Consider the following 20,985-nt stretch of genomic DNA (forward strand, 5'->3'; position numbering starts at 1 on the left):
TTAAATTCAAAATATATTAATGATTTCTTGAAACACTGTCATTAACAATTCGAGGTGTAACGAAAATCAGTAGCTCACGTTTATTATCCGACTTTAAATCTTTACGGAATAAACGTCCTACATAAGGGATATCCCCCAAGAATGGTACCTTGGTTTGCGCATTACGGGTTTCCTGCTCAAAAATACCACCTAGGACGACTGTTTCACCATTATCGACCAAGACATTGGTATTGATCTGGTTTTTATTAATAGTGAGCTGTCCAGTCGGTGTCGGATTACCCGGTGAGTCACTGGTAATATTAAGTTCCATCTGTACTTTGCCATCTGGCGTAATGCTTGGTGTGACATCCAGACTTAAGGTAGCATCAATAAACTCAGTAGTGGACACTGCATTCGCACCACCACCTTCTGCTGACTGGTACGGAATTTGTGAACCAGAGGCAACAGTCGCTTTTTGCTTGTCCGCTGTCAGCACTTTAGGTGTAGAAATCACTTCACCATAGCCATCTGCCTGAAGTGCAGAAAGCTCAAGATCCAGCATAAAATCAGAAAGGCTGATTAAACCAAATGCAATACGGCTGGCACCTGGACTGGTAACCCCTAAGTCTACATTAAGATTATCCGGTCTTTGGATTTCATACTTCCACCCACCCAACTCTTCATCCAACTCAGGGGTTCTTAAATCCCATAAGGTTGTATCGCTGCCACCGACAAGAAGATGATTATTATTTGTAACCCCTTGCGATAGAATCCCCCATTTTACTCCCATCTCTTTGGTAAAATCAGTCGTTGCCCGCACAATACGCGCTTCAACCATAACCTGTTTCACCTGCACATCGAGTAAGTCCACCATATTGCGGATTTTATCGATAAAAGGCTGAGTATCATTCACAATAATGGTATTAGTTCGTGCATCAACAGACACAGAACCACGCGAACTTAATAAACTTTCTTTATCTTCACTATTCGTAGTATTAGAGGAACTATTTGACGAGTTAGTTGAGTTTTGTGCAGATTTATTCTGCGTAATCAATTTTTCAATATCAGCAGCTTTGGCATAACTCAGCTGCATATATTCAGTTTGGATAGGCGCAAGCGCAACACTTTGCTTAATAGCCTTAGCTTCTTCCTCTTCAGCCTTAATCAGCTCTGCAACTGGTGCAATCCAGATCACATTACCATTACGACGTTTATCCAAGTTTTTGGTTTTAAGTACAATATCCAGGGCCTGATCCCACGGCACTTCTTTTAAGCGCAAGGTAATATTGCCTTGTACACTGTCTGCTGCCACCATATTGATATCGGTGAAATCAGCTAAGAGCTGTAAGACACGACGGACTTCGATATCCTGAAAATCCAAAGAAATTTTCTTACCGCTATAAGCCACAGTTTTAGGACGTAATGAGCTCTTGGCTTCTGGTCGTTTCAAGCTGATGGTCAGCTTATTATCTGTCTGGTAAGCCATATATTCATAACTTTCCGCAGACTGAATCGTAATCACACCTGAGCCATTTTGATTCACAGCATCTACACTGGAAACCGGTGTAGCAAAATCATTGACATTAAGACGGCGGGTCAAATGAGCCGGAATCTTGGAACCTAAAGTGCGCACAATAACCTTGGTACCCTGCTGTTGTACATCAACAGGAGTATTATTTCCTAGCAGATCAATAACGACCTGGCCTTCACCTTGCGCACCGCGCTGGAAACCAATATTACTGATACCCTGAGCTGACTGTTGCTGTACAGGTTGAGCCATTGCAACAGGAGTTGCCGAGTTAATTTTAAGAATAAAGGTATTGCCTTCCACGCGAGTCGTAAAGGCTCCAGCCTCGGTCAGATTTACCGTTAGACGTGCCCGCTGAGCATCCGAAGTGACATCCACTGAACTGGCTTCACGTGTTGCCACCGGAATACTGCTTTGTTTTAAATTCTGTTGTGCCTTGTCAAAGTCCAGAATCAAACGTGACGGCGATTCTAATTGGTAGGCTTGTGGTTGTGGTGGCAAACCATTGAATATCACCCGAATCTCAGTTCCTTGCCCAGGAAGCTGCATGGGTACTACATTGGTCATTGAAACCTGTGCACTAGCCGCTTGCATCACCGCAATCGCAACAGCACCCATGGAAAACTGACGAAACACACGATTCATTGTATTAACATCCCCAAAAATAAATTCTTTAATACTCTTATTCATTGTTATTCCTTTAAAACTTATGGCGCCGGCCCGATAAGAACCAGACTTCGCGGACGTTCCACATATCCCTCACGGCCATCTGGAATAATCTCAATCAAATCGATTTGTGTTGGTGTAATTCCAACCACACGACCATGATTAAGTCCCATATAGCTACCACGTTGAATCCGCTCAACCTCACCATCAGGTGTCTGGATTAAAGCCAGAATCTGTCCTGCCTGATTGCGCATACTGCCTTTCATGCTCAACGTTTCCAGCGGATAACTTTCTAGCGGTTGCAGTTGACGTGATAGGTTTGGATAAACCCGTTTCCCCGCCATAATTTTCAGTTCAGCAGCCAGAGAGCTTGGTAAAAAAGGACTTTTGATCTGATGTGCTGCATAGTTGAAGGTTTCAACTGGCATAAAATCAGGAGCCGGTTCAATTGGCAAAGGTGGCTGATTACGAATATTAGCCATTTCCTGATTGACTGCATCAATGCGTGAATCGCATCCCAACAATAAAAACCCAAGTGTTAAAGCTGAAGTAATTTTAATGTTCTTCATTACTGCGCCCCCTGAGTAGTGCTATTAGCTTCAGGCTGTGCTGCAGCACCTTCAGCATTACCGACATAACGGTAAGTTTTGGCTTTTACCACATAATCAATGACTGGAATTTCAGATTTTTTCTCTTTATTTTCAGTACCGGTAATGGTGAAATCATGCAGCGTTACAATACGCGACAAGCCGGCAATACTGCTGACAAAAGAGCCAAAAGCGTGATAATCCCCAGTCGCTTCAATTGCAATCGGCTGCTCAATAAAGAACTCTTGTTTAATTTCAGGTTCCAGACGGATATTTTTAAACTTCAAGCCTGAATTCACACCGCTCAGATTAATATCTTCAACTAGACCTGGAATTTCAGTTTCTTTTGGCAACTGTTCTAACTGCTGGTTAAAACGGGCTTCCATTTCCTGAAGCTGAATTTGATATTGTTGTAAATTGCGTAATTTGGATTCTTTTTCACGGAATTCATTCAGCAGGTTTTGCTCCTGAGCACTGGCTTGTGAAATTGACTCAATCGTGCTTCTGATCATGACAAAGTAAATCACCGCAAATGCCAGCGCAGCAATAAAAATCCAACAGGTAATTTTGACCGACAAAGGCCAGCTACCATAGTTATTTGGATCCAATGTATTGAATTGCTGAAAAAACTTTTCAACAGTCATTTTATTTTTGGGTACAGCGACGACATCCTGGCTGAACTCATCGAATTCTTCATTACTCATGATGATGCCCCCGTAGTTGTAGCGACTGCTTGTTGTTCTTCGTTAAGTACTGGCTGAGCGATCTGATCCAGATCTACAGTTACAGTAAAACTGCCATAAGATTCTTCCACACGTGGAATAATCGAGCTCGGCGCCTTTTCTTTTGCTTCTTCAGCCACCAGGAAAGCGTTCATAAAGGCATTTCGATACCAAGATGAAGCTTCCAGATTACGGAGCAGTTCTGCTACCGTATTTGGACTTTCAGCCCGACCTTCAATGGTGAACTTGTCGCCGATACGCTGGAATTTGGTGATATACATATTGCTTGGGGTCACCCGCACAATTTCATCAATCAAATGCACCGCAATCGGACGCTGGGTTTGCAAGCCCTGAATCAGTTTCATCCGTTCGACAATCGCATTACGCTGTTCTTGCAAACCCTCAAGTGCCTTTAACTGCACATCCAGATTCTGGTTGGTGCTTTGAATCAGCTGATTGGCCTGTTCCTGATCCTGAAGCTTGTGATCATAATAAAACCAGGTAGAACCCGCTGCCGCTAATCCCAAGAAAAGCGCCCCTACGCAGATTGCCACGAATTCATTATTTCTTTTAATTCTTAGCTCATCACGCCAAGGAAGTAAGTTAATTCTTGCCATTAATCAAAACTCCTTAATGCCAAACCGCATGCAACCATGAGTGATGACGCGTCATTTTCAATTTTTTTAATATCAATTTGCGGAGAAAAGCCCATTTGCAAAAATGGATTCGCGATCGTGACACGGTAACCGAGTTTTTGTTGTAATAATTTTGCCAGACCTGGAATATTAGCATTCCCGCCGGCCAGTAAAATATGGTCAATCTCATTAAACTGAGAAGATGAAAAGAAGAACTGCAATGAACGGGCTGCCTGTTGCACCACGGCATCCAGAAAGGGTTCTAGGACTTCAATATCATAATCATCCGGCAAGGCACGGGTTTTTTTAGCACGTCCAGCTTCCTCAAAGGATAATCCATAACGATTCTGAATTTCCTGAGTCAATTGCTTGCCGCCAAACACCTGCTCACGAGTATAAATAATCTTGTTGTTCTGCATCACCGACAAGGTCGTCATACTATGACCAATGTCTAAAATACCAACCGTATTGACCCCCATCGGCAAAGTGTCCGAAAATACCTTAAAGGCATTTTCCAGCGCAAAACTTTCTACATCTGCAATCTTAGGCGTTAGACTGCTAATCTCTAAAACTTCAGAACGTGCTTCGACATTTTCGATCCGTGTCGCGACCAGCAGCACATTGACCCGGTTCGGATTGGAAAGGCGGTCTGGCAGAACTTCAAAGTCCAGACTCGCTTCATCGAGTGGAAAAGGAATATATTGTTCCGCATCTTCACGAATCTGAACTTCACGTTCATCATCCGACATGTCTGCATCCATCTCAATGATTTTGGTGATGACCATTGAAGTTGGAATCGCAAAAGCGGCCTGATTCGACTGGGTATTACCCAAATTAATTGCACGCCCAAGGGCATCAGCGACAGCTTCTGGGTTTAAGATGTTTTTTTCAACAACACTGTTTTCCGATAATGGGATCAAAGCATAGCTCTCTACCCAGTAACGGCCACTTTTTACAGAAAGTTCTAAAACCTTAACAGAAGTCGAACTAATATCGACTCCTATTAACCCCTTATTTGGTTTACGATATAACCTGCGCACAATATACTTCCTATTATTTTTTTGTCCCCAATTCAATCTAACTTACCAATTGGTCCAGTCTATAATTTTATATAGATACAATAACTCATCTAACAATATGGATATCGACAGGATATACTGACCGGTAATTAGTTCGCCATTAGCTCTTATTAAAACTTACTTGTTATGAAAAAGCTATCTTGTTCAGGCCTTGTTCATCCATTTTTTTTGATCATTATCATTATACTGATCTCAATTCCGATGGGTTTCTATGGCATGTATCTCTATATTGCCCCATCTTTGCCTGAAATGTCCACGCTTAAAAAGGCACCTTTATTAAAGCCTTTACAAGTATTTAGTTCAGATAATGAATTAATTGCCGAATATGGTGGCAAGCTTTCAGTTCCCGTGAAATATGAACAAATTCCGCAGGAATTTATTCATGCGTTCCTCGCAGCGGAAGATTCCAGCTTTTTTGAGCATAGCGGCATCAGCTTTAAGAGTTTGGGACGCGCCCTCAGCGAGACCGTGACCGGTTCAGATGTCCAGACCGGTGGCTCGACTATTACCATGCAAGTGGCAAAAAATTATTACCTCAGTCCTGAACGGACGTTGAAACGTAAACTGACTGAAATTTTTCTGGCCCGTAAAATTGAGCAAAACCTAAGTAAAGAAGAAATTCTGACCCTGTATGTCAATAAAATTTTCCTGGGGAAAAATGCTTATGGGATCGCAGCGGCAGCTAAAATTTACTACAACAAGAGTCTAGAAGAGCTTTCAATTGCACAAATGGCCATGATCTCTGGTCTGCCTAAAGCCCCCTCTCGATACAATCCGGTCGCCAATCCCAAGCGCGCCTTGGAACGTCGTAACTGGATTTTGGGGCGTATGCTGCAATTGGGCTATTTAAATCAAAGCCAGTATCAGCAAGCCATTGCTGAACCGGTAAATTTAGATATGCCTGATCGGAGTACCCGTAATAAATTCCCGTATGTCGGCGAAATGGTACGTTCTGAACTGGTACAAAACTTTGGTGAACAGGCGGTAGATTCTGGTTATAAAGTCTATACTACCATTCATAGTGTACGTCAGGCCTATGCGGAGCAAGCGGTACAGGAAGGCCTAGAGGCTTATGACCGTCGACATGGCTGGCGTGGTGCTGAAGCACATGATCAACCTCTCGACAAGTTCCGTGCCTATGCCAATACCTATCCTGCGCAAGTAACTCAGGTAGGTAATTCCAGTTTTGAAGCACTCATGCAGGACGGAAGCAGCGTGACTGTTCCCTGGTCAGGTATGTCTTGGGCACGTCGCTTTCGTAACGTCAACAGTGTAGGTGGTGCACCGAGCAAAGCGTCCGAGATTGTCAAAGTCAAAGATATTGTTCGTTTAAGACCCAATGAAAATAAAACCTCTTGGTCATTGGTGCAGATCCCCAATGTGCAAGGACAATTGATTGCCATCAACCCAAATAATGGTGCGATTGAAGCCATTGTCGGGGGATATAACTTTTATCAGTCGAAATTTAACCGTGCAACCCAAGGTTGGCGTCAACCCGGTTCTACAATTAAGCCTTTTGTTTATGCACTGGCTTTGGAACGTGGCATGACGCCGCATACCATGGTCAATGATGCACCGATTACCATTGGCAAATGGACGCCACGTAACTCGGATGGCCGTTATCTGGGTATGATCCCGCTACGTCGTGCACTTTATCTGTCACGTAATACAGTCTCAGTGCGCTTATTACAGGCCGTTGGGATTGAACGTACACGCCAGTTATTTATGGATTTTGGTTTACAAGACAGTCAGATTCCACGTAACTATACCATTGCCTTAGGCACCCCGCAGGTCCTACCGATTCAGATGGCGACTGGTTATGCCACCTTTGCCAATGGCGGTTACCGAATCCAACCGCACTTTATTACCCGCATTGAAGATGCCTACGGCAATACCATCTTTGAAGCCAAGCCTGAATATGCCTGCATTTCATGTATTAATGAAAAAGAAGAAACAGTTCAAGCCACTGACCCTATTACCGCAGATGACGAAGCAATTGCAATCAACAATACAACTTTAGAGCAAAAACAGGCTGCACCTAAAGTCTCTGCCGAAGACAGTAATTATCGTCAGGCACAGCGTATTTTAAAATCTAGCTCTGCCTATGACATGGCCAACATTTTGCGTGATGTAATTCAGCATGGTACCGGTCGTGCGGCATTAAGAATTGGTCGTAGTGATATCGGCGGGAAGACCGGTACCACCAATGATGCCAAAGATGCCTGGTTTGCTGGCTTTAATGGTAAGTTAGTCACCGTGACTTGGGTAGGCTTTGACCAGCCGACCACCTTAGGTCGCCGTGAATATGGTGGTGTGGCAGCTCTACCGATCTGGACCGATTTTATGGGCAAGGCATTAAAAGGCCAGCCAGAAGCATGGGTACGTTTAGACCGCAATGCCAAGGCGCCGGTAAATCGCAACAAGGGGGTTCAGGCTGATGAAGCACAGAATGATCCATCTTCTCCGCCTCTGGCGACAGCACTTTACCGTCCTGCACCTGTGGTCGTCCCGAAACGTACAGAAACTGACTTTGAGGATTTACCAGATCAACCGATTCGTTTACCAGATGATGAAGGTTCTGCACCTCAAGAACAGCCTCTTCAGCCGAACCGGGTAGACTCACTGGAAAATCTGATCGAAGAAATCCAGTAGTCTGACTGATATAAAAAGCCCTCAGTTGAGGGCTTTTTATATGCAATTTTTTATTTTTTCTGGAACAGGTAAATCTGATATTGCGCCATCAATTTAAATTGATCCTGCTGTTCGAGTGCTAAACGGTGTTCCGGCTTGGCCTTATAAGCATATGGCGTCATCGCAATCAGGTTTTTTAAATCTGCCTGTTGCAAAATCATCGGTGCATCAATCACCTGCTCACTGATCAGATTAAACTCATCTTGCAGTTGCTCCACAAACTTTTGTGGCTCATGTGGTTTGACTTCTTCAAATAAAGCCTCACGCATGGCATATAAATGTTGTGGTGCCGGCGTCACCACCATCAAATAAGATTTTAGTTTTAGGACTCGCAGGATTTCCTGTTTGGGAATCGGACTGAATAAACTGGTACAGAGATCAATCGACTCATCTAATACTGGTAAAGTCGCTCCAGTTCCTACGACCCAAGTCACCTCTTTATTCAGCTTGGCTGCGACCTGAACCGCATTCTTGGCAATATCGACCCCAACGCATTGCAGCACTTCGGCCTGCATGGCATTCGTATAATAGCCTTCTCCACAACCAATATCTAAAAGATTCTCAATCCGCAACTCGCGAATCTTTTCCACGACAGCCTGTTGCAAAGGCGCATAATAACCTGCGCTGAGAAATGCACGACGTGCCTGCACAGACTCAGGCGTATCTCCCGGGTTTTTGCTGTGCTTATGCTGAACCACATGCAGGTTCACATAGCCCTGTTTGGCGACATCGTAACTATGATGATTCTCACATCGCCATGTTCTTTCATTTAAGCTCAACTGCTGGCGACAGACTGGGCACATGAGTAAATTCATCATTTTCTCCAAAATAAAAAAGCCGGCATGCGCCGACTTTTTCCAATGCATTTCTTAGCGCAATTTTAAGGTCATTAGACCCAAAACTACCAGCATAATCGTAATAATCCAGAAACGGATCACCACCTGGGTTTCACGCCAGCCTTTCTTTTCATAATGATGATGTAGCGGTGCCATCAGGAATACACGTTTATTGCGCATTCTTAATGAACCAATCTGCAAGAACACTGAAACCGCTTCCACCACAAAGACACCGGCCATAATCGCAAATACGATTTCCTGACGAACCATGACGGCAATCGTACCGAGCATTGCACCGAGAGATAAAGCACCGACATCCCCCATAAATACTTGGGCTGGATGGGCGTTATACCAAAGGAAAGCCAGACCCGCTCCGATCATGGCAGCACAGACCACCACCAGTTCAGACGAATATTTTACATAAGGAATATGCAGATAATTGGCAAAGCGCACGTCACCGGCCAAATAGGCAAATACGCCCAAACCTGTAGCAACCAGCACGATTGGCATGATTGCCAGACCATCCAGACCATCAGTCAAGTTCACGGCATTGGAGGCACCGTTAATCACGAAATAGGTAAAGATAATAAAACCAATGCCCAATGGGATCATCGATAATGGAATGCTTAGGTCTTTAAAGAATGGAATCAGCAGATCCAGCATATTCGCGGTATGCACCGGATTGGTCTGTTGCTGTGCAATGACATACAAAGCAATACCAGCACCCAAAGAACCCACTGAAGTCCAGAAGAATTTTTTCTTCGCAGGCAAACCCGCATTGTCTTTATAACGGATTTTAATCCAGTCATCGGCCCAGCCAACGGCACCGAAAATCACCATCACACCCAGCACAATCCAGACATAAGGATTGGAAAGATCTGCCCAGAGTAGAGTTGAGATACCAATCGAAAGCAGGATCAGCACCCCACCCATAGTCGGCGTTCCCATTTTTTTGGCATGGTTTTCAGGAGCATACGAGCTGACGGCCTGACCGTATTTGAGTGCCTGAAGCTTGCGAATCATCACAGGACCCAGCACCAGACCGATGGTCAGTGCCGTCAAGACGCTGAGTAAAGCACGTAAAGTTAAATAACGAACCACCTGAAACGTGCTGTCAAAGCCCGCCAAATGTTCAAAGAGCCATAACAGCATTTAGAGTTTCTCCATCAATGCAGCCATCAATGTTTCCATATGAGTAAAACGCGATCCTTTGAATAGGAATGACATCGGCTGGGGATGATGTGTTTCAATCAAATCAATTAAAAACGGTAAGGCCTGCTCCTGATTCAGGAAAGCCTGCATTTTTTTACCATATTGTGTACTACGGGCACCTTCTTGTGCTGCCGGAGCGAATTCACCCACAGCCACCACAAAATTAATGCCTTTAACAGTGACCAGATCCCGCCCGAGCTTGTAATGCTCGATTGCGGCAGATGAACCGAGTTCACCAATATCGCCGGTGACCATCACCCGGATGCCCTGCTGCTGCGCTAGAACTTCAGCTGCTGCACGCATCGAACCCGGATTGGCATTGTAGGTATCATCGATAAATAAATAGTCTTTGTGCGGAATAAAGTTCAGACGACCTTTCGCACCGACTGCCTGTTCCAGGCCAGCCACGATATCATCAAGATTAATACCAATCGCCAAGGCAAATACAGCGGCAGCTGTGGCATTTTCGACATTATGCTCGCCGGCAAACGGCAACTGAACTGTTTTGGAGCCTTGTGCTGTATTCAGGGTAAAGGTTGAAGATTGAGCATCAAGGAGTACATCGCTGGCATAGACTTCACCACCAGCACCAAAACTCAAGCTTTTTTCAGTTCTTACTGCGGCACGAATGACTTCAGCAAAATCATCTGCAGCAGGAATAATCGAAGTCTCAGAGATATGCGCATAAATTTCGGATTTTGCACGGCAAATTCCGTCACGACCACCAAATTCACCTAAATGCGCAGTCCCAATATTAATGATTCCGGCTACATGCGGCTGCACCATTTTTGAAGTGTAATCAATTTCACCCTGATGACTTGCACCGAGTTCCATTACTGCATATTGATGTTCAGGACGCAGCTCCAGCAACATCACTGGCACACCAAGGTCATTATTCAAATTACCACGTGTCACCAAGGTCGGTGCCAGACGCGACAGGATGCTCCCCAGCATTTCTTTAGTCGTGGTCTTGCCACTACTACCGGTCAAGGCAATCACTTTGAGTTGAGGATTCTGCTGACGGCGATAAGCACCCAACAATCCCAATGCCAGACGGGTATCTTCTACCACCAGCTGGCAAATATCAGCATCCACCGCACGGCTGACAATGGCAATTTTACAACCTTGAGCCGCGACTTGCGCAATAAAGTCATGCGCGTCAAAACGCTCGCCTTTCAGCGCAAGAAAAGCATCACCTGATTCTGCATCACGTGAATCAGTCAAAATTCGCTTGATCTGGCCTGCAGGCTTTTTATCATTCAGCCAGTAGCCTTGAGTAGCCTGCTGTAATTGTTCTATGCTCCACGGCTCCAGCGCCGCAGTGCTTGTTGTTGAGGTATACATATCTGAATCCTAATGCGCTGAATAGGCTGAATCTGTACTGCAATGCTGGGCATCAATCGCAGCTTGCACTTCGATCACGTCATCAAACCAGTGACGTACGCCATCAATTTCCTGATAATTTTCGTGCCCCTTCCCTGCAATCACGACAATATCACCCGCCTGTGCATGTTTAACCGCAAACTTGATCGCTTCACGACGGTCATGAATTTCATGATAAATTTTGCCGGAAAAGTCGATATCATTTTTCATATCAGCAAAAATTTGTGCAGGATCTTCGGTCCGCGGGTTATCAGAAGTGAGTACCGCGATATCTGAACCCTCCAATGCTGCCTGAGTCATGAGTGGACGTTTACCACGGTCACGATCACCGCCACAGCCGAAAACAGCCCAGAGATTTTGTGAAACATGACGTTTCAAGGTCACCAGAACCTGAGTCAAGGCATCCGGGGTATGGGCATAATCCACCACAAACAGGCGCTCGCCATCACGCAGCACCTGCATCCGACCGGGCGCACCTTTGAGCTGTGGTACAGACGCAATCAAACTGTTCAGGTCAAACCCAGCCTGCTCCACCATAATCAGACTGGCGACCAGATTTTCAATATTGAAATGGCCCAGCAATGGACTGTTAACCATATATTCAGCAGAAGCAGTTTTTAGTTTAAAGGTCGCACCTGAAATGCTGTACTGAATATCCTGAACCTGATAATCCGCTTTTTGCTTGGTGGAATAAGTCAAAATTTTAGGCTGTGCTGAATTAGTTTGTGCAGCATCCAGCATGATCTGTGCATGTTCATCATCGATATTGATGACAGCCACTTTTAACGATTCAAACCGGAATAAACCTGACTTTGCTTCTGCATAAGCTTGCAGTGTTCCGTGATAATCCAGATGATCACGGCTCAAATTACTATAGCCTGCAATCTCGATAGCGCAGCCATTCAAGCGACCTTGTTCCAGACCATGTGAGCTGGCTTCAATCGAGGCAAATTCTGCACCGGCCTGCGCATAGCCATGCAAGGCATTTTGCAGTTGCAGAGCATCCAGGGTGGTATGCGAAGACGCTTCCAGATTTGGCAGAATGCCGTTACCAGTGGTGCCCATCACCGCACAGGCTTTGCCTCGCAGCATTATTAACTCAGCCACCAAGCGAGAAATCGTGGTTTTACCATTGGTGCCGGTAACTGCCAAAATTCGAGCAGCTTGAACAGGTTGAGTAGCTTGCAAATACTGCTTTTGCCATTGTCCCATCAGATGACGTACATCTGCTATCACCAAATTTGGAGATACATCCAGTTCAGTTTCTGAAATCACAGCTAATGCACCCTGCTCTAAGGCTTTCTGGGCAAATTGAGTAGTTTTTTCCGGTTGTGACAGACTGGTCAGGGCAATAAAAATTTGTCCCGGTTTAACTTTACGACTATCCAGCTCGAAGCCCTGAAAGGATTGCTTCATCCAGTCAGCGACATCGTGAGGGGTGTAGAGATCTTGAAATGTAATAGACATTGATCACCTATTTACTGGACTTTGGGAGGTTCTAAAGGTTTGTCCAGAGGGACATTCAGCAGACGCAAGGATTCCTGCATCACGCGGGCAAAGACTGGTGCAGATACCGTACCGCCATAGTAGGTGCCTTGTGGATTTTCTACCACCACCACCATGGCAATCCGTGGGTCACTGACTGGTGCCACGCCGGCAAATAATGCCCGATATTCACTGGTCGAATAACCTTTACGGTCGGCACGCAACTTATGTGCAGTACCGGTTTTACCTGCCACGCGGTAACCTGGGATGGTGGCGCGAGTTGCCGTACCACCTGGTAAGGTGGCGGTTTCCATCATCAGCAGGACCTGATCGGCAATATTGGCATCGATCATCTGCTCACCTTGGGGCTGCTCTTCCAGTTTGTACAGGCTCAGCGGCATTTTTACGCCTTTATTGGCCAGCATGGCATAGGCATCAGCCAGCTGAAGTACCGTCGCGTTCAGACCATAACCATAGGACATAGTCGCCACTTCTGATACATTCCATTTGCTTGGTGGAAGAATCAAACCGGCACTTTCACCCGGGAATTTCACTGCTGAACGCTGACCAAAACCCAGACGTTTATAGAAGGTTGGTAAGGTTTCATACGGCAACGATAAGGCCAGTTTCGCCACACCAACATTAGAGGATTTCTGTAGAATACCCCCGAGCGTCAACTGACCATAGTTATGCGTATCACGGATGGTATGATTACCGACCCGCATACTACCCGGTGTGGTATTCACGACTGAATTCGCCGTATATTTACCACTTTCCAGCGCCATTGCCACGGTCAGCGGCTTCATGGTCGAACCCGGTTCGAAAGAATCGACTGCACCACGGTTACGCATGGCATCCTTGTTGAGCAGGCTGTTTTTATCATTCGGGTTATACGATGGCCATGATGACAGCGCCAGAATTTCACCGGTTTTGACATCTACCGCAATCGCAGTCGCTGAACGGGCATTATTGGCGACACCGGCAGCCGTCAGCTCACGGTACATAATATATTGCAGACGCGAGTCGATACTTAAGGTAATATTTTCGCCCGGTTCAACTTCTTTAATCACTTCCGGTTCTTTGACCCGGTTGCCTTTTTTATCGCGAATGATCTGCTGCTCGCCATCCTTTCCGGAAAGACGGCTATTCAGCTGCATTTCCAGACCTTCAATGCCGCTGCCTTCGCTATTGGTCAGGCCAATAATCTGAGAGTTCGGCTGTGGCTGCGGATAATAACGTTTATAGTTTTTCTCGGTATATACGCCCTGAAAATTACGTTTCATGATCAGTTCGGCCTGTTGTGGCGGAACTTCTTTTTTCAGGATCAGATAACGTGAACGCGGACGTTCTTCCATTTTTTTGCGCAGTTCTGCCCGATCCATACCGACTGCATCAGCCAGCTCATCCAGATTCAGGTTTTTATCGGGTAACTGACGTTTGAGCTTGCGGCTATTCGGTTCTTTTTCCAGCGCCAGCATGGTCTCGTCATAGAGTTTTTTATTGTCAAAATAATCACGTGGATCAATCACAATTTTCATGATCGGAGTACTGATCGCCAATGGAATGCCATTACGATCATAAATCACGCCACGCATCGCCTTGATGGTATTGGTTCTTAAAATATTGGCATTGGCTTTATTTTGCAAAAAATCTTTATTAATAATCTGTACATAGAAAGCACGGCAAATCAGTGTCACAAAACACAGCAGCACCACCGCCCACATGATGTAAAAACGATTGATATAAACATTTGAGGCATTTTTGTCGGTGACCGATTGTTTTTTACGTACCGGTTGCTTCTTTCTCTTGTCTACCATGTCGGAACGCTAGCCTTATTTTTTCTCATCTGAAGTTTGTGGTAAGGAAATCACGACACTTTGTGAAACCGGAGGTGAATACATACGCAGCTGTGTCACTGCACGCGTACCGATCTGTGCCGTCGCGCCGAAAGTTTGCTGCTCAATCAGCAAACGCCCCCACTCTGCATTCAGGTCATCCCTTTCACGCAGATAGGTACTCAGCTTTCTGTTATCCTGACGGTATTCAAATACCTGAAATACCACAAATACTGCACTGATGAAGACCATCAGTATCAGCATGAGATAGATTGTAACTTTTTTCAGCCACAATTTTTCTGTTTTTTTATCAACCACTTCCGTTTTCATGATCTGCCTATTAAGCTAAACGTTCTGCTACCCGCAGCCATGCGCTACGTGAACGAGGATTGGCTTTGACCTCCTCATCACTGGCTTTAACACGAGAAACTTTCTTTAAACGTCGCGTATCTTTCTGTTGTTGTGGCATTCCCCAGCCTGAATCTTCTTCAAGCGTTGACTCTTTTTGAATAAATTGTTTAATCAAACGGTCTTCCAGTGAATGGAAGCTAATTACCGCCAAACGTGCTTCAGGTTTCAAGATTTCAACGGCCTGAGGCAAGAAGATTTCAATATCTTCTAATTCCTTATTAATAGCAATACGAATCGCCTGGAAAGTACGGGTCGCAGCATGCTTATTTTTTTCCCATTTCGGGTGCGCTACTTTTACGATCTCAGCCAGCTTTGCCGTGGTATCAATATATCCAGCAGCTTTAATCGCTTTGGCGATACGGCGACTATAACGCTCTTCACCATATTTAAAAATGATATTCGCCAGGGCTTCTTCTTCAATCTGGGTCAGCCATTCTGCTGCGGTTGGACCTTGCGAGTTATCCATGCGCATATCCAGCGGGCCATCTTTCATAAAACTGAAACCACGTTCAGCCTGATCCAGCTGGGGTGAAGAAACACCAAGATCCGCCATCACCCCATCAACGTGTTCAATGCCCAGCTCAGCAAGCGCCTCTTTCAGATCAGCAAAGCTGGCATGAATAATTTTAAAACGTGAATCTTCTTGTTCGAGTTCAGCCGCTACAGCCAGTGCTTGTGGATCTTTATCAAAGGCATAGACGCGTGCATTTTCATCTAATTTGGACAGCAATAAACGTGTATGTCCACCACGGCCAAAGGTCCCATCCACATAAGTTCCCGTATTGCGACCCGCCAACAAGGCATCAATCGTTTCGTGAAGTAATACAGAAATATGTGACATAAAAACTCAATCAATAGGGCGAAAAATTTAACTGCACATTATCACCCTGTTTAGGTAAAGCTCCAAACGACTTTTTGTAGATAAATATTACTTTCTATAGAGAAAACCGTTTTAGCATTTTTTACCACAAAAAAAAGCCTCCAGTTTCGGAGGCTTTTTTCAATCCAGATGACTTCGCAGATCAATTAACGTTTGCTGTTATAAATCTGGTCGAAAATTGCACCATTCACAAAATGGGTTTTCTGTGCATTGGCCCAACCACCAAAGACTTCATCAATGGTAAAGGTTTTGATTTTCGGGAACTGTGCTGAATATTTGGCTAATACTTTTTCATTACGTGGACGATAGAAATGTTTAGCTGCCATTTCCTGACCCAATGGTGAATACAGGTAATTGATATAACCTGTTGCTAACCATTTATTGCCATTTTTCTCTACCGTACGATCCACAATCGCCACTGACGGTTCAGTCAAAATCGTAATCGATGGATAAACGATATCAAACTTGTTTTTACCCAAGGTTTTTTGCGTGACCAAGGCTTCATTTTCCCAAGTCAGCAATACATCGCCAATTCCACGCTCGGCAAAGGTGGTCATTGAAGCACGTGCAGCAGAATCCATCACTTTCACGTTCTTATAAAGTTTGCCAACAAAATCCTGTGCTTTAGCTTTATTGCCGCCTGGCTGTTTCTCGGCATAACCCCATGCAGACAGATACACCCAACGCGGCAAACCACCCGTTTTCGGGTTTGGCGTAATAATTTGCACGCCTGGTTTGGTTAAGTCATTCCAGTCCTTGATACCTTTTGGGTTACCCTTGCGTACCATGAATACGATCGTCGAGGTATAAGGTGCCGAGTTGTGTGGGAATTCCTTTTGCCAGCCTGGTTGAATCTGGCCAGATTTCACAATTTCTTCAATGTCATTGGCGAGTGCCAAGGTCACCACATCACCTTTCAGGCCATCGACCACAGAACGTGCCTGTTTGCCCGAACCGCCATGTGACTGCTTAAAATTCACATCCAGACCGGTGCGGTTTTTCCAGTAAGCCCCAAATGATTTGTTAAATTCATCATAGAACTCACGCGTGGCATCATAGGATACATTCAGAAACTGACGGTCTGCTGCTTGTGAAGCAGTCGCGGTCATGCCTAAACCAGTCGCCAATAAGGCAGCACTAAATAACGATTTTAATTGAGTTTTCATGGCAGCACGGAGTTTATCTTCATTAGATATAACTATATGAAATAAAATCATTTATCGCAATTCACCCTACAACATCACAACACGATAAAATGAAAGGTTTTTCTGACTTAATATTTTGTTTTTAAAAGGAAAATACAATTTATTATTCTACTTATATCTAATATATAGAATTTTATGCATTAGATATAAAGAAAATGGATAACACTTTAGCCATTTTCTTTATTGTATTTAGACTACAGCTTACTTATCTTTTTTCATTGTAAATCTGGTCATAAATCGCCCCATTGATAAAATGCGTTTTTTGCGCTTTGGCCCAACCACCAAAAACTTTATCAATGGTAAAGGTCTGTATTTTCGGGAACTGGGCTGAATATTTAGCAGCGACTTTGGCATCCCGCGGGCGGAAGAAATATTTCGCAGCAAGCTCCTGCCCTTTTGGTGAATATAAATAGTTCAAATAGCCTTTTGCCAGATGGGTAGTCCCATTTTTATTCACGTTCTTATCGACAATCGCTACCGATGGCTCGGCCAGAATTGAAATCGATGGATAGACGATATCGTATTTGTCTTTACCCAGACCTTGGGTCGCCAGCAAAGCTTCATTTTCCCAGGATAAAAGCACATCACCAATGCCGCGCTCGGCAAACGTGGTCAGTGAACCACGGGCACCGGAATCTAACACTTTGACATTTTGATAAAGTTTTTTCACCAGCTCTTTGGCTTTCGCATCATTACCGCCGGGCTGTTTCAGTGCATAACCCCAAGCAGACAGGTAGATCCAACGCGGCGCACCACCGGTTTTCGGGTTTGGGGTAATAATGTCCACACCCGCTTTGGTCAGATCATTCCAGTCTTTGATTTGCTTCGGATTCCCTTTACGCACCAAGAATACAATCGTAGAGGTATAAGGTGCCGAATTACTCGAAAACTCTTTTTGCCAACCTTTCTCTATTAAACCTGCATTGACGATTTCTTCGATATCATTGGCTAAGGCCAGGGTCACGATATCAGCCTGCAAACCATCGACCACTGAACGCGCCTGCTTGCCTGAACCACCATGCGACTGTTTAAAATTAACCGTTTGTCCGGTTTTCTGCTTCCAGAACTTGTCAAATTCTTCATTATATTCCTGATAAAATTCACGGGTTGGGTCATAAGAGACATTCAGGAAATCTTTAGCGACGGAATTCTGTACTGCTGTTCCCACTATAATTGTCAAGATTGCGGATGCTATTATTTTTTTCATCTGATGTAACTCAGTGTTTATATGACATACACTATACAAATCAAAAATAAACATGACAATCATATATTTATAACAATATCTATAATCTATTTCTGATTTTGAGATATCTACTAACAATTAAATTCGGATACATATTCTGCTAGAAAAGTAATCTTCTGCTACAATATAAGACAGTTCTTCACGTTCTCTTCACAGTTGTCTGTTAAAAATAGGCCACCAAAACAGGAAATTACGATTTTTGGTAATTTTCCACAGAGTTATATTATTTCTTTTGTAAAAAATGTGACTTGGTTCTACTTCTTTATGATCAACTGTGATTAAATTGTAGACAGAGTATTAAAAAAACATTTTTAACAAAATAAAACCAACCAGAAGTAAGGAGGAAGTTTGGATATGAAATTTACATTATTCACAGCCAGCATCCTAAGCCTGATTATGTTGTTCTCGATTCAACTCGGTCATGCCGTCGTTGTGAAGACAGATTTGCCGAAGCCTACAGTAAGCACTGTTGAAAGCAAGACTTCGCCGATTGAAAAAGCGATTCAGCAACAAAAAACTGAAAAAACACTTCAAACAGAAGATAATCTAAAAGTCTTAACTGCATTTAAAGTCGCACCTTCGCAAAGTTTCTTTGCAGAACAGAATTACCGCTTCACCCGCTTTGTCCAAAGTATTTTTTCGAACGCTCATTCTTAATCAGCCTCAACAGCGCTGAATATTCCCAGATTTAAAAGCCACATCACTCAATGTTGAATAAAGCATTAAGTGATGTGGCTTTTTCGCTATAATAGCTGCAATTTTATATCTAAGATTAGATCCGGTTATGACTGTTCGTACTCGTATTGCACCTTCTCCTACTGGTTTTCCGCATGTAGGTACTGCCTATATCGCCTTGTTTAACTTATGTTTTGCTAAACAGCATGGCGGTGAATTCATTCTTCGTATTGAAGATACTGACCAACTGCGTTCAACGCCTGAATCTGAAAAAATGATCCTGGATTCATTGCGCTGGCTGGGTCTGAACTGGTCTGAAGGTCCTGATGTCGGTGGCCCGCATGCGCCATACCGTCAGTCAGAACGTATGGATATCTATAAAAATTATGCCTTGGAACTGGTAGAGAAAGGTCATGCTTTCTACTGTTTCGCAACTGCTGAAGAACTGGATCAAATGCGTGCAGAACAGCAGGCACGTGGTGAGTCGCCACGTTATGACGGTCGCGGTCTGAATCTCACTCAAGAAGAAGTTGAGCGCCGTTTGGCCGCTGGCGAACCACACGTCATCCGTATGAAAGTACCAACTGAAGGCGTATGTAAATTCAATGACATGCTACGTGGTGAAGTCGAAATTCCATGGGCGCAAGTAGACATGCAAATCCTGCTGAAAACCGATGGCCTACCAACCTACCACTTGGCTAACGTAGTAGATGATCATTTGATGCAAATCACCCACGTAATTCGTGGTGAAGAATGGATTCCATCTGCGCCGAAACATCAGTTGCTGTATCAATATTTTGGTTGGGAAATGCCGATACTATGCCACATGCCACTGCTGCGTAACCCGGATAAATCTAAGCTGTCTAAACGTAAAAACCCGACCTCAATTAACTACTATAGAGACATCGGTGTATTGCCTGAAGCCTTGTTGAACTACTTGGGTCGTATGGGCTGGTCAATGCCAGATGAAAGTGAAAAATTCACTTTGGCTGAAATGATTGAACATTTTGATATCAAACGTGTATCACTCGGTGGTCCGATCTTTGATGTCGAGAAACTAAACTGGCTGAATGGTCAATGGATCAAGGCACTCAGCCCGGCTGAACTTCTAGACACTTTATTGGCCTGGAAAGCAGATCGTGTCAAATTAGAAGAAATTGCCGCTGCGATTCAGCCACGTATTAACCTGCTGTCTGAAGCAGTGAACTGGTCGGCACATTATTTCAACCACTTCCCGACTCTGTCTAAAGAACAGTTTGAAAGCAAGAAACTGTCGGATGAACAGGTACGTCAAAGTCTTCAATTCGCAATTTGGCGTCTGGAAAGTCTGTTCACCTGGAATAACGACACGGTGAGCCAGACCTTGATGGACCTGGCGACACAGATGGAAATCAAGCTACGTGATTTCATGCCTGCCTTCTTTATTGCGATTGCCGGTTCGACTGCGTCTACACCAGTGATGCAAACGATGGTGACCATTGGTTCTGATTTAACCTTTGCACGTTTACGTCGTGCGCTGGAAATTGTCGGTGGTCCAAGTAAAAAAGAGCTGAAAGTCTGGGAAAAACTTAATGAAAGCTTAAAATTGCCGAAAAATGAAGCAGTTGATCAAGCTTAATTAATTTTTGTGTTGACGTGTGAGTGCGATATCCCTAATATAGCGCTCACACAGACTGGGGTCATAGCTCAGTTGGTAGAGCGCTACAATGGCATTGTAGAGGTCAGGAGTTCGATCCTCCTTGACTCCACCAAATCAAGTCTTGCTTTAGCTGTGTTATTTGCCTCAATTGTCCCTATCGTCTAGAGGCCTAGGACATCGCCCTTTCACGGCGGTAACCGGGGTTCGAATCCCCGTAGGGACGCCATATTCAAGATGACCATAATATACTATGGTGATCTTATAAAAAACCCAAGCATTGCGACTTGGGTT

Annotated in this window: 17 protein-coding genes and 2 tRNA genes; 5 read left to right on the forward strand and 14 right to left on the reverse strand. The window is 44.4% G+C overall.

Annotated elements, in window-relative coordinates; all coding sequences use genetic code 11:
• Positions 1 to 16 precede the first annotated feature (16 nt).
• From NI464_RS10055 to NI464_RS10075, 5 genes are all read right to left on the reverse strand, one after another.
• On the reverse strand, positions 17 to 2,152 hold the full coding sequence (locus NI464_RS10055) for a type IV pilus secretin PilQ (RefSeq protein WP_420914108.1): 2,136 nt from the start codon (positions 2,150 to 2,152) through the stop codon (positions 17 to 19).
• Between the two features lie 62 nt (positions 2,153 to 2,214).
• Complete coding sequence (locus NI464_RS10060; protein ID WP_253138288.1) at positions 2,215 to 2,742, reverse strand: pilus assembly protein PilP; 528 nt, start codon at positions 2,740 to 2,742, stop codon at positions 2,215 to 2,217.
• Positions 2,742 to 3,464 (reverse strand): type IV pilus inner membrane component PilO, encoded by a 723-nt coding sequence (locus NI464_RS10065; protein WP_243474101.1) that lies wholly within the window; start codon positions 3,462 to 3,464, stop codon positions 2,742 to 2,744. The genes NI464_RS10060 and NI464_RS10065 overlap by 1 nt, the downstream gene beginning before the upstream one ends.
• Positions 3,461 to 4,099: a PilN domain-containing protein gene (locus tag NI464_RS10070; protein WP_004281141.1), complete on the reverse strand. Its 639-nt coding sequence runs from the start codon at positions 4,097 to 4,099 to the stop codon at positions 3,461 to 3,463. The genes NI464_RS10065 and NI464_RS10070 overlap by 4 nt, the downstream gene beginning before the upstream one ends.
• Positions 4,099 to 5,157 (reverse strand): pilus assembly protein PilM, encoded by a 1,059-nt coding sequence (locus NI464_RS10075; protein WP_004644949.1) that lies wholly within the window; start codon positions 5,155 to 5,157, stop codon positions 4,099 to 4,101. Before NI464_RS10075 ends, NI464_RS10070 begins: the two co-directional genes overlap by 1 nt.
• Positions 5,158 to 5,322: 165 nt before the next feature.
• Between NI464_RS10075 and ponA the strand changes: the two genes are divergently transcribed.
• Positions 5,323 to 7,848, forward strand: coding sequence for a penicillin-binding protein PBP1a (gene ponA / locus NI464_RS10080; protein WP_253138289.1), 2,526 nt, complete (start codon positions 5,323 to 5,325; stop codon positions 7,846 to 7,848).
• Between the two features lie 50 nt (positions 7,849 to 7,898).
• Here the strand turns inward: ponA and NI464_RS10085 are convergent, their stop codons facing one another.
• The 9 genes from NI464_RS10085 to NI464_RS10125 form a co-directional block, all read right to left on the reverse strand.
• Positions 7,899 to 8,702 carry a putative RNA methyltransferase gene (locus tag NI464_RS10085; protein WP_253138290.1) on the reverse strand — a complete coding sequence of 268 codons (804 nt, stop codon included), beginning with the start codon at positions 8,700 to 8,702 and terminating at the stop codon, positions 7,899 to 7,901.
• Positions 8,703 to 8,756: 54 nt separating this feature from the next.
• The gene (gene mraY, locus NI464_RS10090; protein WP_004644946.1) at positions 8,757 to 9,875 is read right to left on the reverse strand and encodes a phospho-N-acetylmuramoyl-pentapeptide-transferase; all 1,119 of its coding nucleotides are present in this window, start codon (positions 9,873 to 9,875) and stop codon (positions 8,757 to 8,759) included.
• On the reverse strand, positions 9,876 to 11,279 hold the full coding sequence (locus NI464_RS10095; protein WP_253138291.1) for a UDP-N-acetylmuramoyl-tripeptide--D-alanyl-D-alanine ligase: 1,404 nt from the start codon (positions 11,277 to 11,279) through the stop codon (positions 9,876 to 9,878). It abuts the gene before it with no gap.
• A 9-nt stretch (positions 11,280 to 11,288) separates the two neighbouring features.
• Positions 11,289 to 12,785, reverse strand: a complete 1,497-nt coding sequence (locus tag NI464_RS10100; protein ID WP_253138292.1) for a UDP-N-acetylmuramoyl-L-alanyl-D-glutamate--2,6-diaminopimelate ligase — start codon at positions 12,783 to 12,785, stop codon at positions 11,289 to 11,291.
• Positions 12,786 to 12,796: 11 nt separating this feature from the next.
• Entirely contained in the window at positions 12,797 to 14,620 is a 1,824-nt protein-coding gene (gene ftsI / locus NI464_RS10105) for a penicillin-binding protein PBP3 (protein ID WP_005101401.1), read from the reverse strand.
• A 15-nt stretch (positions 14,621 to 14,635) separates the two neighbouring features.
• A complete protein-coding gene (ftsL, locus tag NI464_RS10110; RefSeq protein WP_370940785.1) occupies positions 14,636 to 14,902 on the reverse strand; it encodes a cell division protein FtsL in 267 nt (88 codons plus the stop codon).
• A 76-nt stretch (positions 14,903 to 14,978) separates the two neighbouring features.
• Positions 14,979 to 15,890, reverse strand: coding sequence for a 16S rRNA (cytosine(1402)-N(4))-methyltransferase RsmH (rsmH, locus tag NI464_RS10115; protein ID WP_005101404.1), 912 nt, complete (start codon positions 15,888 to 15,890; stop codon positions 14,979 to 14,981).
• A 185-nt stretch (positions 15,891 to 16,075) separates the two neighbouring features.
• Complete coding sequence (locus NI464_RS10120) at positions 16,076 to 17,095, reverse strand: sulfate ABC transporter substrate-binding protein (RefSeq protein WP_026055777.1); 1,020 nt, start codon at positions 17,093 to 17,095, stop codon at positions 16,076 to 16,078.
• 244 nt (positions 17,096 to 17,339) lie between these two features.
• A complete protein-coding gene (locus NI464_RS10125) occupies positions 17,340 to 18,341 on the reverse strand; it encodes a sulfate ABC transporter substrate-binding protein (protein WP_026055778.1) in 1,002 nt (333 codons plus the stop codon).
• Positions 18,342 to 18,734: 393 nt separating this feature from the next.
• Between NI464_RS10125 and NI464_RS10130 the strand changes: the two genes are divergently transcribed.
• The 4 genes from NI464_RS10130 (at position 18,735) to NI464_RS10145 (ending at position 20,920) form a co-directional block, all read left to right on the forward strand.
• On the forward strand, positions 18,735 to 19,037 hold the full coding sequence (locus NI464_RS10130; protein ID WP_004644938.1) for a hypothetical protein: 303 nt from the start codon (positions 18,735 to 18,737) through the stop codon (positions 19,035 to 19,037).
• 127 nt (positions 19,038 to 19,164) lie between these two features.
• Positions 19,165 to 20,673, forward strand: a complete 1,509-nt coding sequence (gene gltX, locus NI464_RS10135; protein ID WP_253138293.1) for a glutamate--tRNA ligase — start codon at positions 19,165 to 19,167, stop codon at positions 20,671 to 20,673.
• A gap of 57 nt (positions 20,674 to 20,730) precedes the next feature.
• A tRNA-Ala gene (locus tag NI464_RS10140) sits at positions 20,731 to 20,806 on the forward strand.
• 38 nt (positions 20,807 to 20,844) lie between these two features.
• A tRNA-Glu gene (locus NI464_RS10145) sits at positions 20,845 to 20,920 on the forward strand.
• Positions 20,921 to 20,985: the final 65 nt, after the last annotated feature.

This window comes from Acinetobacter lwoffii, from assembly GCF_024129685.1.
Lineage (GTDB): Bacteria > Pseudomonadota > Gammaproteobacteria > Pseudomonadales > Moraxellaceae > Acinetobacter > Acinetobacter lwoffii_X.